This window comes from Bacillus sp. 3a (assembly GCF_017161885.1).
Lineage (GTDB): Bacteria > Bacillota > Bacilli > Bacillales > Bacillaceae > Bacillus > Bacillus safensis.
The window spans coordinates 3402119-3421305 of sequence record NZ_CP067376.1 but is presented as its reverse complement, the minus strand read 5'-3'; the positions used below and the strand labels follow the sequence as shown (position 1 = coordinate 3421305).

The window sequence follows — 19187 nt, the reverse complement described above, 5'->3', positions numbered from 1 at the left end:
AGGAAGAATCTATGTAAGGGCTGATAAAATGAGTTTATTGAATGTTGAAGGATTATATAAAACCTATGGCGAGAAAACGCTGTTTGATCATATTTCGTTTCATATAGAACCGAAGGAGCGCATCGGATTGATTGGACCAAATGGTACAGGGAAGTCAACGCTTCTAAAAGTCATCGCGGGACTTGAATCGTTTGAGGAAGGTGACATCACGAAAGCAGGGACACTTGATATCGAATTTCTTGAGCAAGATCCTGAAATGAGCGGAACTGAAACCATTCTTGACTACATTTTTTCTGGAACGGCACCAATGATTCAAACGATGAAGGCGTATGAACAGGCACTCGCTGATTTAGACCATGACCCGCAAAATGAGGCAAAACAAGAGGCGCTGATGCGCATGCAAAACCGAATGGATCAGGAAGACGCTTGGGATGCGAACCTTTCAGCAAAAATGATTTTGACAAAACTTGGCGTGAAAGATGTGAGCCGCTCTGTCCATGCATTATCAGGCGGACAGAAAAAACGTGTCGCCATTGCTAAAAATTTAATTCAGCCTGCAGGTTTGCTGATTTTAGATGAGCCAACCAACCATCTTGATAATGCCACCATTGAATGGCTTGAAGGATACTTAAGCCAATATAGCGGTGCTGTCATTCTCGTGACGCACGATCGTTATTTCTTAAACCGGGTGGCCAATCGGATTTATGAGTTAAATCAAGGTCAGCTTTATACGTATAAAGGAAATTATGAAGTCTTTTTAGAAAAAAGAGCGGAGAGGGAAGCAGAGGCTCAGGTGAAAGAAACGAAGCGTCAAAACTTGCTTAGACGAGAGCTTGCATGGCTGAGACGAGGAGCAAAAGCAAGAACGACAAAGCAGAAAGCACGAATCGGCAGAGTCGAAGAGCTGAAGGATCAAAAAGGACCTGATGCGAAGGGAGAGCTTGATTTTGCCATCGGCTCGCACCGCCTAGGAAAACAAGTGATAGAGGCAGAAGACTTATCGATTTCATTTGCTGGCCAGACCCTTGTGGAGCGGTTTACAGATTTAGTCGTGCCGGGTGATCGTATCGGGTTCATCGGACCGAATGGAGTCGGCAAAACCACTCTGCTGAACTGTTTAGCGGGTAAAATCGAACCGACCTCAGGACAATTGACCATTGGACAAACCGTTCGTATTGGCTATTACACGCAGGATCACAAGGAAATGAATGATGAGCTGACCATCATTGAGTATATCAAGGAAACAGCGGAGATCGTCAAGACGTCTGATGGCGCCATTGTCACAGCAGAGCAGATGCTGGAGCGCTTCCTTTTCCCAAGATCGATGCAGCGGACGTTTATCCGTAAGCTGTCAGGGGGAGAACGCCGCAGATTGTATTTATTGAAGGTCTTAATGGAAGAGCCGAATGTTCTCTTTTTAGATGAGCCGACGAACGACCTTGATACAGAGACCCTCAGTATTTTAGAGGATTATTTAGAGCAGTTCCCTGGCGTCGTCATCACCGTGTCTCATGATCGTTATTTCTTAGACCGAGTGGTTCACCGCCTGCTTGTCTTTGAAGGAAATGGCCGCATTTCACACTTCCAAGGTGCTTACAGCGATTATATGGAACAGGAAAAAGAGCAGAAGCGGACAGAGACAAAGCCTGCTGAAAAACAAGTAGAAGCTGCGCCGAAAAAGAGAAAAAAACTTTCTTATAAAGACCAGCTTGAATGGGACGGGATTGAAGACCGGATACAGGCATTAGAAGAAAAACATCAGCAGCTCGAAGCCGGCATTGCGGAAGCAGGCAGTGATTTTGGGAAAATTCAAGAGCTGATGGACGAACAAAAAGCCGTTGCGGAAGAACTAGAACAAGCAATGGACCGCTGGACAGAACTGTCGCTTATGATTGAGGAATTAAATGAATAAAGAAGTGGAAATAAAAAACCTGTAGAGCGATCTACAGGTTTTTTTCATAGGAGCATTTGGCATACGCATCATGCTGGTGAATGGATTCCTCATTACGGCACTCGACTTGAAAGGATTTAATCCATGGCTGCTCATATAATTCGATGGCAATTAATCTTGTGATATCTTCTACAAAGCGCGGATTTTCATAAGCCTTTTCCGTCACTTTCTTTTCATCAGGTCTTTTGAGCACGGGATAAAGCGGTGCGCTCGCATTGGACTCAATGATATGTAAAAGAGCGGCCTTGATGTCGTCAGGATGCGATGCTTGTTCAAACAACCCTACTTGAATGGAAACAGATCCGCGCTGATTATGTGCACCATATTCACTGATTTCCTTGGAACAGGGACACAATGTCGTGACCTGTGCATCACAGCCGACGTGACAGGTCCATCCGTCCTTTTCATGAAAATGGACGTCATATTTGATAGTCGCATGCATCAAGCCTGACTGACCGGTGACTGGACTCTGTTTTTCCATGTACCATGGAAAGGCAACATGAACGGAAGCAGAGGGCTGATTCATATTTCGGGCGAGCGCTGCCGTCAATTCTTTTAAGGCATTCACATTAAGCGGCTTGCTGCTCTCATAAAACGAGTGCAGCTGTTCAGTGAGCCGGCTCATATGAATGCCTTTTTGATGAGCTGGCAGGGATGTACTCAGTGAAAATTCAGCAGTGGTTGTCTGGCGCTGTGGTGCTGTTTTAGATACGATATGCACCGGATAGGACATGCGGCAGATCCCGACTTGTTCAAGATGAAAATAAAAGTCCTGCTCTGTTTTTTGAATGTCCGTCATGTTCTCTTTTTGCCAAGGCTTTGTGCCAAGACTTGGCGGTACAGATCCGAATAGCTGGTGCCGTTCTTCTTTAGATAGAAATGAGCGCATATAGTACCTCCTTTAAATCGTAATAATTACTATTTATTTTGCGATAAAACAGGAAGGAAATCAAGGGTTAAAAATTTAACGTTTACGTTAAGGTTATAAAGGTGTATAATAAAACATGAATTGATGAGCAGGAGGCACTGGTGATGGAATGGATGAAAATTGATCAAGTGGCGAAAAGAAGCGGACTGACAAAACGGACGATTCGTTTCTATGAAGAGATTGGTTTATTATCAGCACCAAAGCGGACAGAGGGCGGAGTCAGACTTTATTCAGAGGACGACATGGAAGAGCTAGAGAAAGTCATGCAGGCAAAAGAGGTACTCGGCTTTTCTTTACAGGAGCTTCAATCGTTTATGGAAATCGGAAAGCAGCTAGAGCTGAATAAAGAAGGCTACTTGCTGTCGCTTGATCCGAAGGAACGATTAGAGAAGCTGTTAGATATTGAGGCGCAGCTGACTGTGCAGCATCAATTAATTTCAAAAAAGCTTGAAACTATTCAATCCTTTAAAAAGGATCTTGAAGCGATGAAAGAAAGAGCGGCTCATGCAATTGAGCAATTACAAAAATAAACACCTCTGCGTGTTTATTTTATTTTGTCAACATTTGAAGGAAAGGTTCTGATGGAATGAAGGAAGAAGAAGTGTTGAAACAGCGTACAAGTCTGCTTAGGCAGCCAAAAGCCGTTTGGGCTGTTGCCTTTGCGTGTGTGATTTCGTTTATGGGAATAGGACTCGTCGACCCGATCCTGCCAGCCATTGCATCGCAATTACACGCATCTCCAAGCCAGGTGTCTCTTTTATTTACAAGCTACTTACTTGTGACCGGCTTTGTGATGTTTTTCACCGGCTTTATTTCTAGCCGGATTGGTGCGAAATGGACATTATTAGTAGGACTCATTTTTATTATTGTTTTTTCTGCTTTAGGAGGTACTTCTTCAACGATTAATGAATTGATTGGCTTTAGAGGCGGATGGGGCATTGGGAATGCTTTATTTATTTCAACTGCACTCTCTGTCATTGTCGGTGTATCTGTTGGAGGAAGTGCGAAGGCCATTATTTTATACGAGGCAGCATTAGGTCTTGGGATATCGGTTGGACCGCTGCTTGGCGGTGAGCTTGGAACAATTTCTTGGCGCGGGCCTTTCTTTGGCGTTGCCGTGTTAATGCTCATTGCACTTTTAGCGATTATCTTTATGCTTCCACCTATGCAAAAGCCGCAGAAAAAAGTGAAATTTTTCGAGGCTGTCGGGGCGTTAAAATATAAAGGACTTTTAACGATGGCATCTGCCGCTTTCTTATACAATTTCGGTTTCTTTGTGCTTTTAGCGTATTCACCATTTGTGCTCCATCTTGATGAGCATGGACTTGGTTATGTCTTTTTTGGTTGGGGGCTATTTTTAGCTGTGACCTCTGTCTTCTCAGCGCCGGTCATTCATCGCAAACTTGGGACATTGACCTCACTTGTGGTTCTGTTTGCTTCGTTTGCTGTAATTTTATTCGGCATTGGGATATGGACGTCTCATGTTGTGGTCGTGATATGCGGAATTGTCATTGCTGGGGGAATTCTCGGTATGATCAATACAGTGCTCACAACAGCTGTGATGGGGTCAGCACCGGTTGAACGTTCAATTGCTTCATCCTCTTACAGTGCTGTACGGTTTATTGGGGGCGCGATCGCTCCCTGGATTGCTGGAGTTCTCGCTGAATCCTATACAGCAAGTACACCTTATTATGTCGGGGCTGCTGTTGTTCTTCTAGGCATGATTATTCTGCTCCTTGGACGTAAGCATTTGGTGAATATCCAAGCAGGACATTAATTAGAAAAAAGCCTTATATCTGCAAAAGATATAAGGCTTTTTTGTCGTTATAATACTTTTGTCGTCCAAGATTCGCAATTCCAAGTTTCGGTTGCCACATCTTGATAAAATTCAGGTTCGTGAGAAATCAATAAGACGCTGCCTTTATATTCTTTTAAGGCGCGTTTTAGTTCTTCTTTTGCATCGACATCTAAGTGGTTTGTCGGCTCATCGAGAACAAGTAAGTTGGTTTCTTCGTTGATCAGCTTGCAAAGACGGACCTTTGCTTTTTCTCCTCCGCTTAAAACAGACACACGGCTTTCAATATGTTTTGTCGTTAATCCGCATTTTGCAAGAGCGGCTCTGACTTCATATTGCGTGTAAGAAGGGAAGGTGCTCCATACTTCTTCAATACAAGTATTGCTGTTTTGCTCTTTTACTTCTTGCTCAAAGTAGCCAATATGCAAGAATTCTCCACGTTCCACCTCACCAGAAATAGGTGTGATTTCCCCAAGAAGACTTCGGAGCAGCGTCGTTTTTCCGATACCGTTAGCACCGTACAACGCAATTTTTTGCCCGCGTTCCATTTTCAAATTCAATGGGCGAGAGAGCGGTTCATCATAACCGATGACCAAATCTTTCGTTTCAAAAATCAGTTTCCCAGACGTACGTGCCGGTTTAAAGTGGAATTCTGGTTTTGGTTTTTCTGCTGCCAGTTCAATCATATCCATCTTATCCAGTTTCTTTTGACGGGACATCGCCATATTTCTTGTGCTGACACGTGCTTTGTTTCTTGCGACAAAATCCTTTAGTTCAGCCACTTCCTGCTGCTGTCTTTTATAGGCTGCTTCAAGCTGCTGCTTCTTAACTTCGTACACTTGTTTAAATTGATCATAATCGCCAACATAGCGCGTGAGCTCTTGATTTTCAACATGATAAATCAAGTTGATGACACTGTTTAAAAACGGAATATCATGTGAAATGAGGATAAACGCATTTTCATACTCCTGTAAATAACGCTTCAGCCATTCAATATGCTGCTCATCCAAATAGTTGGTCGGCTCATCGAGAAGGAGAATTTCAGGTTTCTCTAACAGCAATTTGGCTAGCAATACCTTCGTACGCTGACCGCCGCTGAGCTCCGTCACATCACGGTCTAATCCAAGATCCGTTAACCCAAGACCTCTTGCAATCTCCTCGACCTTAGAATCAATGATATAGAAATCATTGTTTGTCAGTGCGTCCTGAATGACGCCAACTTCCTCTAACAGCTTTTCCAGCTCATCAGGATCGGCTTCACCCATTTTGCCATAAATGTCATTCATCGCGGCTTCCATTGAAAATAAATAATGGAATGCATCCTGAAGGACCTCACGGATCGTTCTTCCCTTTTCTAGCACGGTATGCTGATCAAGGTAGCCGACACGGACATTTTTCGCCCATTCGACTTTTCCTGCATCTGGCTCCAGCTTGCCAGTAATAATATTCATAAACGTTGACTTTCCTTCACCGTTGGCGCCGATTAAGCCGACATGCTCGCCTTTTAATAAACGGAAGGACACTTCGTGGAAAATGGCTCTGTCGCCAAAGCCATGACTTAAATCTTTAACAGATAATATCATTTTTTACACCTCAAATAGATTCAAAACGGCTAGTGCCTCTCATGATTATATCGAACTGTCCGGCTCGATAAAAGCATCAAAAGAAAAATTGCGTTTCAAAGCTGATTTTGAGATACTAAAGGATAGATTGAATGAGGATAAAGGAGATCGACATGACGGAAAATTGGGCATTTTTGAAAGAAGCAAAGCCATTTATTCAGGAAAACTTTCAAGCGGCTGGCTTCGAAAAACCAACAGCTATACAAGAAAAAACAGCAGAGTGGATTACGGAGAAGCGTGATGTGATCGCAGAATCGCCAACTGGGACGGGGAAGACACTTGCGTATGTACTGCCGCTTTTAAATAAAATTGATGTCAATATCAAGCATCCTCAAGTCTTAATCTTGGCACCTTCAAGAGAGCTTGTGATGCAAATCTTTGATGTCGTGCAAGAGTTCAAACAAGGATCAGACATCAAAGCGGTCTCCTTGATTGGTGGAGCGAACATCAAGAAGCAGCAAGAAAAACTAAAGAAACATCCGAACATCGTTGTGGCGACACCGGGCCGAGTACAAGAATTAATCAAAATCAAGAAACTGAAAATGCATGAAGTCAAAACGATTGTATTAGACGAAGCAGATCAGCTTCTTGTGCCAGAGCATATGAAAACGATCCAAGGGATCATTAAGTCCACATTAAAAGAAAGACAAATCCTTTGTTTTTCTGCAACGTTGAAAGATGAAACCGTTCAGCTGATCAAAGAAATGACATCTGAACCAGAAGTATTGAAAATTGCTAGAAGCGAGGAAGAAGCGCAGAAAGTGGGTCACTATTATCTGTTATGTGATCAGCGTGACAAAGTGAAACTGCTGCAAAAGCTATCACGGCTTGAGGACATGCAGGCGCTCGTTTTTGTGCGTGACATTACGAACTTAAGCATTTATGCAGAGAAATTAGCGTACCATCATGTCGACCTTGGTGTCCTTCATAGTGAAGCAAAAAAAGCTGAGCGTGCTGTGATCTTAAAATCATTTGAACAGCGTGAATTCCCGCTCCTCCTTGCAACAGATATTGCAGCAAGAGGAATCGATATTGATGATCTCCCATATGTGATTCATGCAGATATGCCAAATGAAGAGGGCTACATCCACCGTTCAGGCAGAACCGGACGCGCAGGAAAAGAAGGCGCAGTCATCAGTCTTGTCACACCTCAAGAGCAATCAATGCTGAAAAAAATGGCGAAAAAGCTGAATCTTTCGCTTGAAGAAATTGTGTATAAGCAAGGCCAGCTGCACCTTGCGCCCAAGCAGGCATAAGAAAAGGACCCTCCATTATTGGCAGGGTCCTTTTTTGTTATGAAATTTTGACAAGCTGTTTTCCGACATTTTCCCCTTTGAATAGTCCAAGGAATGCATCAGGAATGTTGTCAAAGCCTTCAATGATTGTTTCTTTATATGTGAGTTTGTCTTCTTTTACCCATTGTGCGAGATCCTTTGCTGCCTCTCCAAAACGATCGGAATAGTTGCCAACGATGAAGCCTTGCATCAATGCGCTTGTTTTGATGAGTTTTGTTTGCACACGCGGTCCGATGTCCTCGCTTGCGCTAATGTTATAAGAAGAAATGGCGCCGCATACTGGAATGCGTGCAAACCGGTTCAAATGATTCATCACCGCATCTGAAATCTCGCCGCCTACATTGTCAAAGTACACATCAACGCCGTTAGGACAGGCTTTTGCAATGGCATCATCTAAATCATTTGTTGTTTTATAATTAATCGTTTCATCAAAGCCCAATTCTTTTAAATAAGCGAGTTTATCATCAGATCCGGCAATTCCAACGACGTGTGTGCCTTTGATCTTAGCGATTTGTCCTACAACAGAACCAACAGCTCCTGCGGCTCCAGAGATGACAACCGTCTCGCCTTCTTTTGGCTGGCCAATCGTAAGCAGGCCGAAGTAAGCGGTTTGCCCTGGCATGCCCAAAATCCCTAAATAATAGGACAATGGCGCAATGGACGGATCAATTTTAGTCAGAGATTCAGCTTTGGCAGTGGAATATTCTTGCCATCCAAGGAATCCAAGGACAAAATCACCTTTTTCAAATTGAGGCGATTTCGACTCAACGACTTCTCCGACGACACCGCCCTGAATCACTTCATTTAGTTTGAACGGAGGTGTATAGGATTTTGTATCCTGCATTCGTCCTCTCATATAAGGATCTACAGAAACATATTTCGTTTGAATCAAGACCTCTCCCTCTTGCGGTACAGGTATATCTACTGTTTCAAAATGAAAAACATCTTTTGTAGGTAATCCTTTTGGACGTTTAGCTAATTGAATTTGCTTTTGTTGACTCATGTCAAATCCTCCCTTTCACTTACAGCCTAGATTTACATTAACATGATGCTTCTTTTCGTTCAAAACATACGGTCTTTTCAAAACCCACATAAAAAAGCAGCCGCCATCTTATCGAAGGGACTACTTTTTCTGAAAAGATACAGAGAGGAGCGGCGGGAGACAGCCAAACAGCTGATACACATCCGCATCACGTTCTTTTAACAAATATTCGTTTGCATTTTGCATGGAGGCTTTCATCATATCGCGCGTCACAAAAGGGAAAAGGATATTCAAGTATGAGGACAACAGGTCTTGTGGATCTTGTTCAATTGACTCGATATCTCCAATGTTAATAATGATGGAAAAGAGATAATCAATGGAGATGTGAAAGTGCTGTTCGGCAAACAATGTAAGCGGCTTTGTATTTGCTTCTTCAGGATTCCACTTTTGAAAAAGCTGTTTCACCAAATCACTGACAACCCAAGCATTAAACTGCTGCTCCGCTGAAAAGTAATACATCAGCTCTCCCTCATTTCTAGCCTCCAGTATAAGAATTGTACAACAAATCAACAGGATTGAACATAATAATTCAGAAAATTTAGTCATTTTTACAGGCTTTTTGTCAAAAATAAGTCGATAGACATGGTACGTCGATCAAGCAAATTGGATGTGCTCGTGGAAGGTTTAATGTCAAAAGTGACGGGTAAAAGATTCGTAAGACGTTAAAGGAGGAATATAAAATGAAACCTGTTGTAAGAGAGTATTCAAATGATGAAACACTTCAAAAAGATGTAGAGCAATTAAAGGCACTCGGTGTTGCAAGAGAGGACATTTATGTTCTGTCCCATGACGATGATCGAACAGAGCGTATTGCAAATAATGCAGATGCCAATACGATTGGCTCAAGAGAAGTTGGACTCAAACATGCGGTTGGGAACATCTTTAGTAAAAAGGGCGATGAGCTTCGCAATAAAATTCATGAAATTGGTTTCTCAAAAGAAGAAGCTGAGACATTTGAAGAACATTTAGACGAAGGGAAAGTCCTTCTCTTTGTCACAGATCATGAAAAAGTGAAAAACTGGGCGTAATCGCCAATCGAAAAAGCCTCTTACTTTTGTAAGGGGCTTTTTTTCATGCTTCTATGTCTAAAAGAGAGACATATATCTTTTTTACGATAATAAGTAAATACATAAGTATGGAATAAATAGTAAACTTTCTAATTGAAAATGCCGTTATACCAATGAAAATCATGAAGAATCAGAAAAAATAGTCGAAATATCACAAAAAATCATTCGGGAAATAATTATTGTATCTTTCTATTTTGATTTAAAATTAAATAAAAAACTTGTGTAATTTAGTAGATAAATTTCTTAGTTCTATTGGTTTAAGTTGTATTTTTGTGTAGAAATAAGTGTTTTAAGGTCAAAAAACCACGAAAACTACCTGTATTTTCAATTAGAAAATTCATTTTAATGTTTAGGAAATAATTTGTTGACAAAATAAACTAAAAACAATATATTTGGCTTAATCCAGTCATTATGGAATTAGTTGTTAAATTTCCGGCGGGTTTATTCGAAGCATAATCTAGTGAAAGGGGGTGGCAAGAACCAAAGCGTAAGCGCCTCTTAGATACAAAAATGTCTACTAGAACTGAACAAATCGTCGTTTACTTGAAGAAAAAATGATCGCCATTCTAAACAGTAGATTGATCTTTCTACTAAAAGCACAGTGTAAGAGATTGTCCAAAAGACGTTAAGTCCTTATAAAAAAGAGAAAGCGGTTTCAATAAGAAATGTGAGTTGATCGAACGGTAAAGGAGGTGAACTCATATGAAAAAAAGAGAGAACAAGCTGAGGCGATGCGGTCTTCGAACGGCTGCATATGAGGATGAATGCTGAAAAAGAAGAGTGAACATGTGGGGTGCTTCTCTCCTTTTTCAGAAAAACAGATTTTCCTAAAAAATCCATCTTTCATTTTAACATAAGGTTTTTGGCTTGAAAACCACCTTTGCCCGAAAAGAAGATTGTGAATTGAAGGAGGTTTCATGATGAAAAAGGCTTTGTACCATGAAGACAGTGGATTGTATTTAGAAAAGATGCGCATGGCATTCCAAGAGCATTATGAGCAAAGAACAGATATGTGGTCTACTGATCCATCCTTAACAGACGCAGCAGTGATGTCATTAAAGGCATGGCGTTCAAGGGAAAAGAATGCACTTGCTTCTGTGCTGGATATCGGGTGCGGCAACGGCCGTGCACTAGAACATTTAAGCGGGCTTTCCGCATATGTCGGTATCGACCTGTATGAGCATGAGGAGTGGGAAGGGTTACAGAAAAGAGAAACAGTTCCTGTCCATTTTGTTCATCAAGATTTTATGTCATGGTCCATGGATCAGGGACGCGGGATGCAGTTTGATTTAATTTTAGATCATGGCTGCTTTCATCATCAACATCCTGATGATCATGAACGTTATTTAAAACAGGTCTCTTCTTTACTTCATGAAGGCGGTGTCTTTTCACTTGTTGTCTGGGGAGAACAGTGGAAAACAGGATTAATCGGAGAAGATGGCCGTTTCCATTTTTCATTTTCAGATTCTCAGCTTGGCGAAAAAATTTGTACATCAGGCCTTGAGCTTGTATCCATATCACCGTTACAAGCGAAGGCTGGAATAAGCCAGCATCATGTCATTGCCGTCAAAATCTAGTACAAAGGTGAGTGATTCAAAGCTAGCAGAGGAGTTCATGGGAAGAAAGAGCGTCTGCCAATCAAGAGCGTTTGCTGCTCTGACAGAAAATAAAGCATATGAACCAAAATTTCTGCTCCTTTGTACTGGAAAAGGACAAGGTCTAAAACGATGAGAGACATCGCACATCCATTTCCTTCTGCGGGAGCACACAAGCTGAGGGGTGCGTACACATATTCATCACTCCATCACTGCGCTATGGGAGTCGATTTGGGTGCAGTGATGAATAGGGGGGAGACTAATGAACAAGTTTGTAGATGAATTACAATCAATGATTCATCATTTTACCTTTCAAGATAAACACTATTTGCTCGTGGGGCCTGTGAATCTGCCAATTTCCATTCAACATGAAGAAGTGCCATTTAAGTGGTATGCCTTCGCGCCTGTTGAACGGGATACAAAACCAACGATCGAATCTATTGTCCAAATGAGTACCGCGCAGCAAACCTTTTCCTCTTGTCTCTTATTTGGCGACTTTGAAAATGAACGGCCGCCGCTTGTGCGAATCCATAGTGTCTGCCAAACAGGGGATGTGTTTGGGTCACTGAAATGTGATTGTGGTCCACAGCTTGCATTATCGCTGAAGAAAATCACCGATTACGGAAAAGGCATGCTTGTGTATATGGCCAATCAAGAAGGTCGGTCTATTGGGCTGATGGCAAAAGCGTTGACGTATAAATTACAGGAGATGCAGCTGGATACTTTTGAAGCCAACCGCCTGATCGGCTGCGGGGATGATGATCGGCATTACGAGGAAGCAGCAGCTGTTTTGCACTATTTAAACAAAGGGAAACCATTGCATTTACTAACGAACAATCCAGATAAAGTCGATTCTATTGCAGCTTATGGTCTTCCTGTTTTGCGGTTTGATCATACAGTCGAAGCCTCTCTCTACAATGAAGCCTATTTAAAGGCAAAAGCAGCCTCAGGACATATGGTCGATGAGAAGAAATTAATTAATCAATAGACGAGTATATTGAAAGAAGGCGGGAGAAAAGCGTGAAACCTGATATCAATTGGATTCAAATCCCAAGCGGCTATGCAACGATTGGAAGTAATGAAGAAGATATGAAAAAGGCAGCAGAATTCTGGAAGGACAAGCTGCTCAATCCAACCTACGGCCGTGAGAAAAAATTTCAAAAGTGGCTGTACAAAGAATTTCCATCCTATCAGCCGTATATCAACGAATTTTTTATCTCAGATACGGTCGTCAGCAATGAACTGTATCAAAGCTATTGTGATGAAACAGGCCAGACATACCCGGAGAGTTTAACGAACGAAAAGCTTGGCGGGGGAAAAGATCATCCAGCTTGGGGCATGGACATTGAGGATGCCTTCTCGTTCTGTCAGTGGCTGAGCGGGAAACTTGGGATTGATGTTTCGATTCCTACTGAAGAAGAATGGGAGTATGCTGCCCGGGGAAACACGAGAAATCAATACCCGTGGGGAGATGAGTTTGATCCTTCTTACTGCAATACGCACGAATCAAATATTGAAAAAACGACGCCTGTCCGTCATTACGAAAAGGGCCGATCCTTATTTGGTCTTTATGATATGGGGGGCAACGTCGAGGAATGGGTCAACACCAAATATCACGTTTATGAAGGCGGCATCGAGGTCGTCGATGATTTAACGGAAACACTCGGAAATGATTACTATATTTTAAAAGGCGGCTCTTTCGCAAGAGGTGGAGATTTATGCAGAGTCGCAAGAAGACACGGGAAGCACCCAGATCCCGTTTTTCGATTTACTGGTTTTCGTTTAGTGACTCGTCAAAAACAACATATAAAGGTGGGAGTGTAAAACTATGCATAGAGGACCAATTACATCTGTTTTATCAACTCAGCACGACCAAATTGTTTACACTGGCGGCTATGACCGTTGTATTTATCAGTGGAACCGGGCGACGGGAGAAGGAACGTTTATTGGCAGTCACGAGCATATCATTAACTCCATATCTCTTTCTGAAAACGGAAAGTATTTAGCGAGTGCATCGTCAGACTATACGATTCAATTGTATGATACAGGCACAAATACCCGAATCCGCACGTTGTTTGGTCATGCAGATGATGTAGAAGCCGTCGCTTTTGCGAAGCAGGATACTTTACTTGTATCTGTGTCCAGAGATAGAAGATGCTTAGTCTGGGATATCGAAACGGGCGCTATTTTAAGAGAATTCCATGGCCATAGCAAAGATGTATTAGCTGTATGGATACATGGTGATAAAGCTTATACAACAGGTGATGATGGATATGTCCTTGTATGGCTGTATGAAACCGGAGAAATTGTAGGGGAAATCGGCCCGTTTGATTATGAGCTCGATACGATCAGCGGCAGCAATCAAAAAGAAGTTTTCGCACTTGGCAGAGATGATGGCACCGTTATTATTTACGATGCAGCTACTTTACAGGAGAAGAAAATCATCAAAGCCCATTTACAGGGCGTCAAGCGCGTGAATTTTTCTCCAAGCGGCAATTACTTGCTGACAGCAGGCTACGACCATTTAATTAAGCTGTGGAATTATGAAACAGGTGATTTAGTCGATACACTGCTGCCTCATAAATATCAGTGGGAGCGCTCACTTGTCTGGACAGAGGATGAGAAGTCAATACTAGGAGCCAGCTTTGGAAAAACATATTGTGAATGGTCGATCGAAAAGGGCAAAGTCATATCAGATGAGATCGAAATGGCGACACCATCTATCAATGATATTGCGCTGACTGATGCGGGTGATATTATTACCGCATCTGATGATGGAAAATTCAGAAAAAATGGGATTGAAATTGCCAAATCGACGGGCGTTTTAACAAATGGAGTAGCTGTTGCACGGGATGGAAGCTATTATGCGTGGGGAGACCATGCAAGTCAAGTGCATATTGTTCATGAGTCATTACAGCAAATGGTTTCGTTTGATCTTAACACAGGTCCGGTCAACAGCGTGTATTTTCACGAGGAGGATCGTCAATTTTATATTGGAACTTACGGCGGTTATGTCCATGTCATTTCGACAGAACACTTAAAAGAAATCGGCCGTTCCAAAGCACACGATTGTGCAGTTAAAGCATTAAAGGTAGAAGGAGATCTTATCATCACAGCAGCAGTTGAAGGAACCATCTGTCTTTTAGATAAAAAGAGTTTGTCCTTAAAAGCGGAATACATTGGTGCGACAGAGCTGTTAAATGATGTCTTTATTGATAGTAAACGAGACCGTATCGCCATTGTTAGCCGCGACAAGAATGTGAGATTGTTTGATTTGCATACAGGAAGAATTTTAGACCAACATAACGAACACCAGTATTCGATTAAATCGGTCACAGTCACAGACTCAGGCTATATTGTAAGCGGTGATTATTGGGGCTATATCGTTGTGTGGAATCCAGAGCTGGATGTCAACACCGGCCCAATTAGAATTGCCCAAAATGGGATTAGTGCCATCAGACAATTAGGCAATGATGTATATGCAAGCTCATATGACGGCGGGATTTATCACGTTCGAGAAGATGGGACGCATACCGAAGTATTACGCTTATTTGAACAATTTCCGAAAGAAGTAATCTCTCATTAAGAAAAAGAATGTAAGCGGGGGATTCTCATGATAAGTGTTTGCAAGGAACATATGAAAAAAGGTCTGTCTGTACTCAATTGTCCGCATGTGCTCCTCATTAATAAATATGAATGTCGCAAATGCTGTTTTTGTAAACAACGAGCATCTTATAAACTTTTTTATTCCTTGCCTTACTATGATCGATCTGAAAAGAAACGGATGGAAAAAATATAGCACATGAGAATAGAACTCCTTCATTCCCTGAAGGAGTTCTTTCCCTTGAAAGAGAGGAAAGGAGACTTACATGAAAGACGATGTTTTTTATATGAAGCTAGCGATTGCCAACGCAAAGGCCATGAAAGGACAAACCTCGCCAAATCCGCTTGTCGGGGCAGTGGTAGTCAAAAAAGGAGAGATCGTTGGAATTGGTGCTCACATGAAGGCTGGCGAGCCGCATGCTGAAATTCATGCGCTGCAAATGGCAGGAGATAAGGCGAAGGGGGCTCATATGTATGTGACGCTCGAACCTTGTTCGCATCATGGAAAAACAGGTCCTTGCTCAGAAGCCATTATAAAGAGCGGGGTGAAACGTGTGGTCATTGCCACTGGGGACCCAAATCCACTTGTAGCAGGTAAAGGGATCACGATGTTGAAACAAGCAGGGATAGAAGTAGAAGAAGGGATATGTAAGCGGGAAGCGGACAGCTTAAATCTTCCTTTTTTTCATTCGATACAATCAGACCTTCCGTATGTCATATTAAAAACAGCCATTTCATTAGATGGGAAAATTGCAACAGCTCATCAAGAAAGCAAATGGATTACAGGGACAGAAGCGAGGAATGAAGTGCAGCAATTACGTCAAGAAGCAGATGCTGTCATAACAGGCGTCGAAACCATTATTCAAGATGATGCAGGTCTTATTGTAAAAGATTCATTCGTGACACAGCCCATTCGTGTCATTTTAGATTCCACCTTAAGGATTCCGCTTCATGCGAAATGTTTAAATGATCATATGGCAGAAACCATCATTTGTACCTCAAACAAGTACGATCAAAAAAAATACCATCAACTGGTGCAAAAAGGACATCAAGTGTTTGTCACAAGCGGAGAAAATCGGACAGATCTTCATGCGGTGTTACGTATGCTGAAAAGGCGCTCTGTGATGTCGGTGCTTGTAGAGGCGGGAGGCAGTGTGAGCGCATCCTTTTTAGAAGCGTCCCTTGTGAACGAAGTCATTATTTATATGGCACCATTATTAATTGGAGGGAAAGATGCACCTACTTTCTTTGAAGGAGAAGGTACGAAAACATTAAAAGAAGCCATCCGGCCGGTAGATATGGATTATAGTATGGTAGGAAAAGATTTAAAAATGACGATGAGACTTTAATGAAAGAAGGACCTTGTGCATAAAGTGCAAGGTCTTTTGATTATTTTAAAAAAATAAAAGTGTACATACACCTTTCCCAGTCATGATGAATACGATGGATGGGGGTGATTCCATGAAAAGGTGTAGGCAATGTGGTAAGACATATCCAACTCATTCGACAGACCACTACCAAAAAGGAAGCTGGTATGATGCGTATAAGGATGATGGCTGGGAATGTGATAGTTGTAAAAAAGGGATATCAGAAAAGCCAAGGAAACCAGTGAAAAATCCTTGCTGCGGAAAAGATCCTTGTGTTTGTGTGATTCAAGGTCCGCCAGGCGGGAGAGGAAGAAGAGGCCCAGCAGGTCCAGCGGGTGCAGTGGGTCCAGCGGGTCCGGCAGGCCCAGCAGGTCCAGCAGGTCCAATCGGTCCAACAGGCGTAGGTTTAACAGGCATCTTGGCATTTGATCCAGCAGTAGCACCAACCTACCCAGTAGGGCAAGTGGTAACATACGATGGCAGTACGTATGTGGTCAATTCAGCACCGCCATTAGGTACGCCGGATACGTCGGCAGATTATACATTATTAGCTGCAGCGGGGGAAACAGGTACAGGGCCAACAGGTGTCACAGGAGATCCAGGTCCAACGGGAGCCACAGGAGCCACCGGTGTGGGTTTAACTGGGGTTGTACCGTATGATGCTGCAGCAGCACCAGGATATCCATTGGGGCAAGTGGTGACATATGAAGGTGGAACGTATCTTGTCAATACAGCATCACCAACAGGTACACCAGATACATCACCAGATTATACGCTCTTAGCCGCTGTAGGCGCGACTGGCGTTACAGGCGCTACCGGTACAGGTGCAACAGGAGCCACGGGAGCCACCGGCGTCACGGGTGCCACAGGAGAAATTGGTCCAACCGGAGCCACCGGCGTCACGGGAGCAACAGGAGAAATTGGCCCAACCGGAGCCACTGGTGTTACGGGAGCGACGGGAGAAATTGGCCCAACCGGAACTACTGGTGTTACGGGAGCGACGGGAGAAATTGGCCCAACCGGAACTACTGGCACAGGAGTCACAGGAGCAACGGGTACTACCGGTGCAACAGGAGCAACTGGTAATACGGGAGCAACCGGTGCCACAGGGATTACAGGAGCGACGGGAGTAGGTCTAGCCGGCGTCACAGCGTTTGATCCAGCGGCAGCGCCGACATATCCAGTAGGTCAAGTGGTGACATATGAAGGAGGAACTTACCTCGTCAATACGGCGCCGCCAACAGGTACACCTGATACGTCACCAGATTATACGTTATTGGCCGCTGCAGGAGCGACTGGCGTTACGGGTGCAACCGGTACAGGAGTCACGGGTTCCACCGGCGCAACAGGAGTGACAGGACCAACCGGGGAAGTTGGCCCAACCGGAGCTACCGGAGCCACTGGAGTTACGGGAGAAATTGGCCCAACCGGAGCCACTGGTGTTACGGGAGCGACCGGGGAAATTGGCCCAACCGGAGCTACTGGCACAGGAGCAACAGGGATCACAGGAGCGACAGGAGAAACTGGTGCAACCGGCGTCACAGGACCAACAGGTGCAACTGGGGTAACTGGTGAAACAGGGGCAACAGGAGTAACCGGAGCGACGGGAGTCGGTTTATCCGGAGTCGCAGCGTTTGATCCAGCAGTAGCGCCAACCTATCCAGTAGGTCAAGTAGTGACATATGAAGGAGGAACATATCTGGTCAATACAGCGCCGCCAACAGGCACACCGGATACTTCTCCAGACTATACGTTATTAGCAGCCGCAGGCGCGACAGGTGTCACGGGAGCGACAGGAGCAACCGGCGTCACAGGAGTAACCGGCGTCACAGGAGTAACTGGAGCAACCGGGGTAACAGGAGATACGGGTGCAACTGGAGATACAGGAGCAACCGGTGCGACTGGAGTCACAGGAGCTACAGGTCTCACCGGAGCAACTGGATTAACCGGAGCCACGGGAGAAACCGGAGTCACCGGAGCTACAGGAGTGACAGGAGCCACGGGAGAGACCGGTGCAACTGGAGTAACCGGAGCGACAGGAGTGACAGGAGCCACGGGAGAGACCGGCACAACTGGATTAACAGGAGTCACCGGTGTCACAGGAGCCACAGGCTTAACCGGCGCAACCGGAGCAACTGGATTAACAGGAGCCACCGGAGCCACAGGTCTAACCGGAGCCACCGGAGCAACTGGATTAACTGGAGTCACCGGAGCCACGGGAGTGACCGGAGCCACGGGGGTAACCGGTGCAACAGGCGTAACGGGAGTGACCGGAGCAACGGGGATAACCGGTGCAACAGGAGCCACGGGAGTCACAGGTACAGGAGCAACAGGCGCCACCGGTCCAACAGGAGTGACAGGATCGAGTGCGATCATTCCGTTTGCTTCAGGTACACCTGCTGTCCTGACAACAATTGCAGGCGGTCTCGTTGGAACATCCAGCTTGATCGGATTTGGTAACTCAGCGACAGGTGTCAGTATTTTAGGCGGAGTGATTGATTTAACCGGCGCTGCAGGCACTTTACTCAACATGGCGTTCTCAGTTCCTAGAGCCGGAACAATCACATCATTTGCCGGCTATTTCAGTACGACAGCTGCTCTTTCTTTGCTTGGCACAAGTATTACGGTCACAGCTAGTTTGTTTGCTTCACCAACACCAAATAACAGTTTCACTCAAGTAGCGAGTGTCACTTTAGCACCAGCTTTAACCGGTGTTTTAACGCTGGGTGCGATTGCAAATGGTATTGCGACTGGTCTAAATGTACCAGTCACACCTGAAACACGATTGCTTGTTGTATTCTCCGCATCAGCTACAGGTCTTTCCTTAGTAAATACCGTAGCTGGCTATGCGAGTGCGGGTTTATCAATCACGTAATAGGCATATAGGGACGACTCGATGTCTGAGTCGTCTTTTTTGTTTGA

16 protein-coding genes are annotated in these 19187 nt (G+C 44.0%); 11 read left to right on the top strand and 5 right to left on the bottom strand.

Annotation, left to right across the window (positions count from 1 at the left end; all coding sequences use genetic code 11):
- The first annotated feature begins 28 nt into the window (after positions 1-28).
- Positions 29-1912 carry an ABC-F family ATP-binding cassette domain-containing protein gene (locus JJ692_RS17450; RefSeq protein ID WP_206534005.1) on the top strand — a complete coding sequence of 628 codons (1884 nt, stop codon included), beginning with the start codon at positions 29-31 and terminating at the stop codon, positions 1910-1912.
- 31 nt (positions 1913-1943) lie between these two features.
- Here the strand turns inward: JJ692_RS17450 and folE2 are convergent, their stop codons facing one another.
- A complete protein-coding gene (folE2, locus tag JJ692_RS17445) occupies positions 1944-2840 on the bottom strand; it encodes a GTP cyclohydrolase FolE2 (protein WP_206534004.1) in 897 nt (298 codons plus the stop codon).
- A gap of 143 nt (positions 2841-2983) precedes the next feature.
- Between folE2 and JJ692_RS17440 the strand changes: the two genes are divergently transcribed.
- Positions 2984-3409, top strand: coding sequence for a MerR family transcriptional regulator (locus JJ692_RS17440; RefSeq protein WP_024424586.1), 426 nt, complete (start codon positions 2984-2986; stop codon positions 3407-3409).
- 56 nt (positions 3410-3465) lie between these two features.
- Complete coding sequence (locus JJ692_RS17435) at positions 3466-4656, top strand: MFS transporter (RefSeq protein WP_122631754.1); 1191 nt, start codon at positions 3466-3468, stop codon at positions 4654-4656.
- Between the two features lie 47 nt (positions 4657-4703).
- Here JJ692_RS17435 and JJ692_RS17430 read toward each other — a convergent pair whose 3' ends face one another.
- Complete coding sequence (locus JJ692_RS17430; protein ID WP_024426645.1) at positions 4704-6257, bottom strand: ABC-F family ATP-binding cassette domain-containing protein; 1554 nt, start codon at positions 6255-6257, stop codon at positions 4704-4706.
- 152 nt (positions 6258-6409) lie between these two features.
- Here JJ692_RS17430 and JJ692_RS17425 point away from each other — a divergent pair, with 152 nt between their 5' ends.
- Entirely contained in the window at positions 6410-7552 is a 1143-nt protein-coding gene (locus JJ692_RS17425; RefSeq protein WP_133744855.1) for a DEAD/DEAH box helicase, read from the top strand.
- 37 nt (positions 7553-7589) lie between these two features.
- Here the strand turns inward: JJ692_RS17425 and JJ692_RS17420 are convergent, their stop codons facing one another.
- Both JJ692_RS17420 and JJ692_RS17415 read right to left on the bottom strand, forming a co-directional pair.
- The gene (locus tag JJ692_RS17420) at positions 7590-8594 is read right to left on the bottom strand and encodes an NADP-dependent oxidoreductase (protein WP_206534003.1); all 1005 of its coding nucleotides are present in this window, start codon (positions 8592-8594) and stop codon (positions 7590-7592) included.
- 120 nt (positions 8595-8714) lie between these two features.
- Positions 8715-9092, bottom strand: coding sequence for a YfmB family protein (locus JJ692_RS17415; RefSeq protein WP_024424591.1), 378 nt, complete (start codon positions 9090-9092; stop codon positions 8715-8717).
- Between the two features lie 221 nt (positions 9093-9313).
- Between JJ692_RS17415 and JJ692_RS17410 the strand changes: the two genes are divergently transcribed.
- Both JJ692_RS17410 and JJ692_RS17405 read left to right on the top strand, forming a co-directional pair.
- A complete protein-coding gene (locus JJ692_RS17410; protein ID WP_034282732.1) occupies positions 9314-9661 on the top strand; it encodes a YflT domain-containing protein in 348 nt (115 codons plus the stop codon).
- Between the two features lie 959 nt (positions 9662-10620).
- Positions 10621-11277 carry a class I SAM-dependent methyltransferase gene (locus JJ692_RS17405; RefSeq protein WP_024424594.1) on the top strand — a complete coding sequence of 219 codons (657 nt, stop codon included), beginning with the start codon at positions 10621-10623 and terminating at the stop codon, positions 11275-11277.
- A gap of 35 nt (positions 11278-11312) precedes the next feature.
- Here the strand turns inward: JJ692_RS17405 and JJ692_RS19185 are convergent, their stop codons facing one another.
- Positions 11313-11438 carry a hypothetical protein gene (locus JJ692_RS19185; RefSeq protein WP_254968622.1) on the bottom strand — a complete coding sequence of 42 codons (126 nt, stop codon included), beginning with the start codon at positions 11436-11438 and terminating at the stop codon, positions 11313-11315.
- Between the two features lie 119 nt (positions 11439-11557).
- On the opposite strand from JJ692_RS19185, the gene JJ692_RS17400 reads away from it, so the two are divergent.
- From JJ692_RS17400 to JJ692_RS17380, 5 genes are all read left to right on the top strand, one after another.
- A complete protein-coding gene (locus JJ692_RS17400) occupies positions 11558-12283 on the top strand; it encodes a GTP cyclohydrolase II (protein WP_024424596.1) in 726 nt (241 codons plus the stop codon).
- A gap of 32 nt (positions 12284-12315) precedes the next feature.
- Complete coding sequence (locus tag JJ692_RS17395) at positions 12316-13119, top strand: formylglycine-generating enzyme family protein (RefSeq protein ID WP_206534002.1); 804 nt, start codon at positions 12316-12318, stop codon at positions 13117-13119.
- Between the two features lie 4 nt (positions 13120-13123).
- Positions 13124-14881 carry a WD40 repeat domain-containing protein gene (locus tag JJ692_RS17390; protein ID WP_024424598.1) on the top strand — a complete coding sequence of 586 codons (1758 nt, stop codon included), beginning with the start codon at positions 13124-13126 and terminating at the stop codon, positions 14879-14881.
- A gap of 283 nt (positions 14882-15164) precedes the next feature.
- Complete coding sequence (gene ribD / locus JJ692_RS17385) at positions 15165-16247, top strand: bifunctional diaminohydroxyphosphoribosylaminopyrimidine deaminase/5-amino-6-(5-phosphoribosylamino)uracil reductase RibD (RefSeq protein WP_073204237.1); 1083 nt, start codon at positions 15165-15167, stop codon at positions 16245-16247.
- 112 nt (positions 16248-16359) lie between these two features.
- Positions 16360-19140, top strand: a complete 2781-nt coding sequence (locus JJ692_RS17380) for an exosporium glycoprotein BclB-related protein (RefSeq protein WP_206534001.1) — start codon at positions 16360-16362, stop codon at positions 19138-19140.
- Positions 19141-19187 lie beyond the last annotated feature (47 nt).

Coding starts and splice junctions, on each gene's coding strand:
- JJ692_RS17450 (WP_206534005.1), top strand. CDS start 29: ATGAGTTTATTGAATGTTGAAGGATTATATAAAACCTATGGCGAGAAA.
- folE2 (WP_206534004.1), bottom strand. CDS start 2,840: ATGCGCTCATTTCTATCTAAAGAAGAACGGCACCAGCTATTCGGATCT.
- JJ692_RS17440 (WP_024424586.1), top strand. CDS start 2,984: ATGGAATGGATGAAAATTGATCAAGTGGCGAAAAGAAGCGGACTGACA.
- JJ692_RS17435 (WP_122631754.1), top strand. CDS start 3,466: ATGAAGGAAGAAGAAGTGTTGAAACAGCGTACAAGTCTGCTTAGGCAG.
- JJ692_RS17430 (WP_024426645.1), bottom strand. CDS start 6,257: ATGATATTATCTGTTAAAGATTTAAGTCATGGCTTTGGCGACAGAGCC.
- JJ692_RS17425 (WP_133744855.1), top strand. CDS start 6,410: ATGACGGAAAATTGGGCATTTTTGAAAGAAGCAAAGCCATTTATTCAG.
- JJ692_RS17420 (WP_206534003.1), bottom strand. CDS start 8,594: ATGAGTCAACAAAAGCAAATTCAATTAGCTAAACGTCCAAAAGGATTA.
- JJ692_RS17415 (WP_024424591.1), bottom strand. CDS start 9,092: ATGTATTACTTTTCAGCGGAGCAGCAGTTTAATGCTTGGGTTGTCAGT.
- JJ692_RS17410 (WP_034282732.1), top strand. CDS start 9,314: ATGAAACCTGTTGTAAGAGAGTATTCAAATGATGAAACACTTCAAAAA.
- JJ692_RS17405 (WP_024424594.1), top strand. CDS start 10,621: ATGAAAAAGGCTTTGTACCATGAAGACAGTGGATTGTATTTAGAAAAG.
- JJ692_RS19185 (WP_254968622.1), bottom strand. CDS start 11,438: ATGTCTCTCATCGTTTTAGACCTTGTCCTTTTCCAGTACAAAGGAGCA.
- JJ692_RS17400 (WP_024424596.1), top strand. CDS start 11,558: ATGAACAAGTTTGTAGATGAATTACAATCAATGATTCATCATTTTACC.
- JJ692_RS17390 (WP_024424598.1), top strand. CDS start 13,124: ATGCATAGAGGACCAATTACATCTGTTTTATCAACTCAGCACGACCAA.
- ribD (WP_073204237.1), top strand. CDS start 15,165: ATGAAAGACGATGTTTTTTATATGAAGCTAGCGATTGCCAACGCAAAG.
- JJ692_RS17380 (WP_206534001.1), top strand. CDS start 16,360: ATGAAAAGGTGTAGGCAATGTGGTAAGACATATCCAACTCATTCGACA.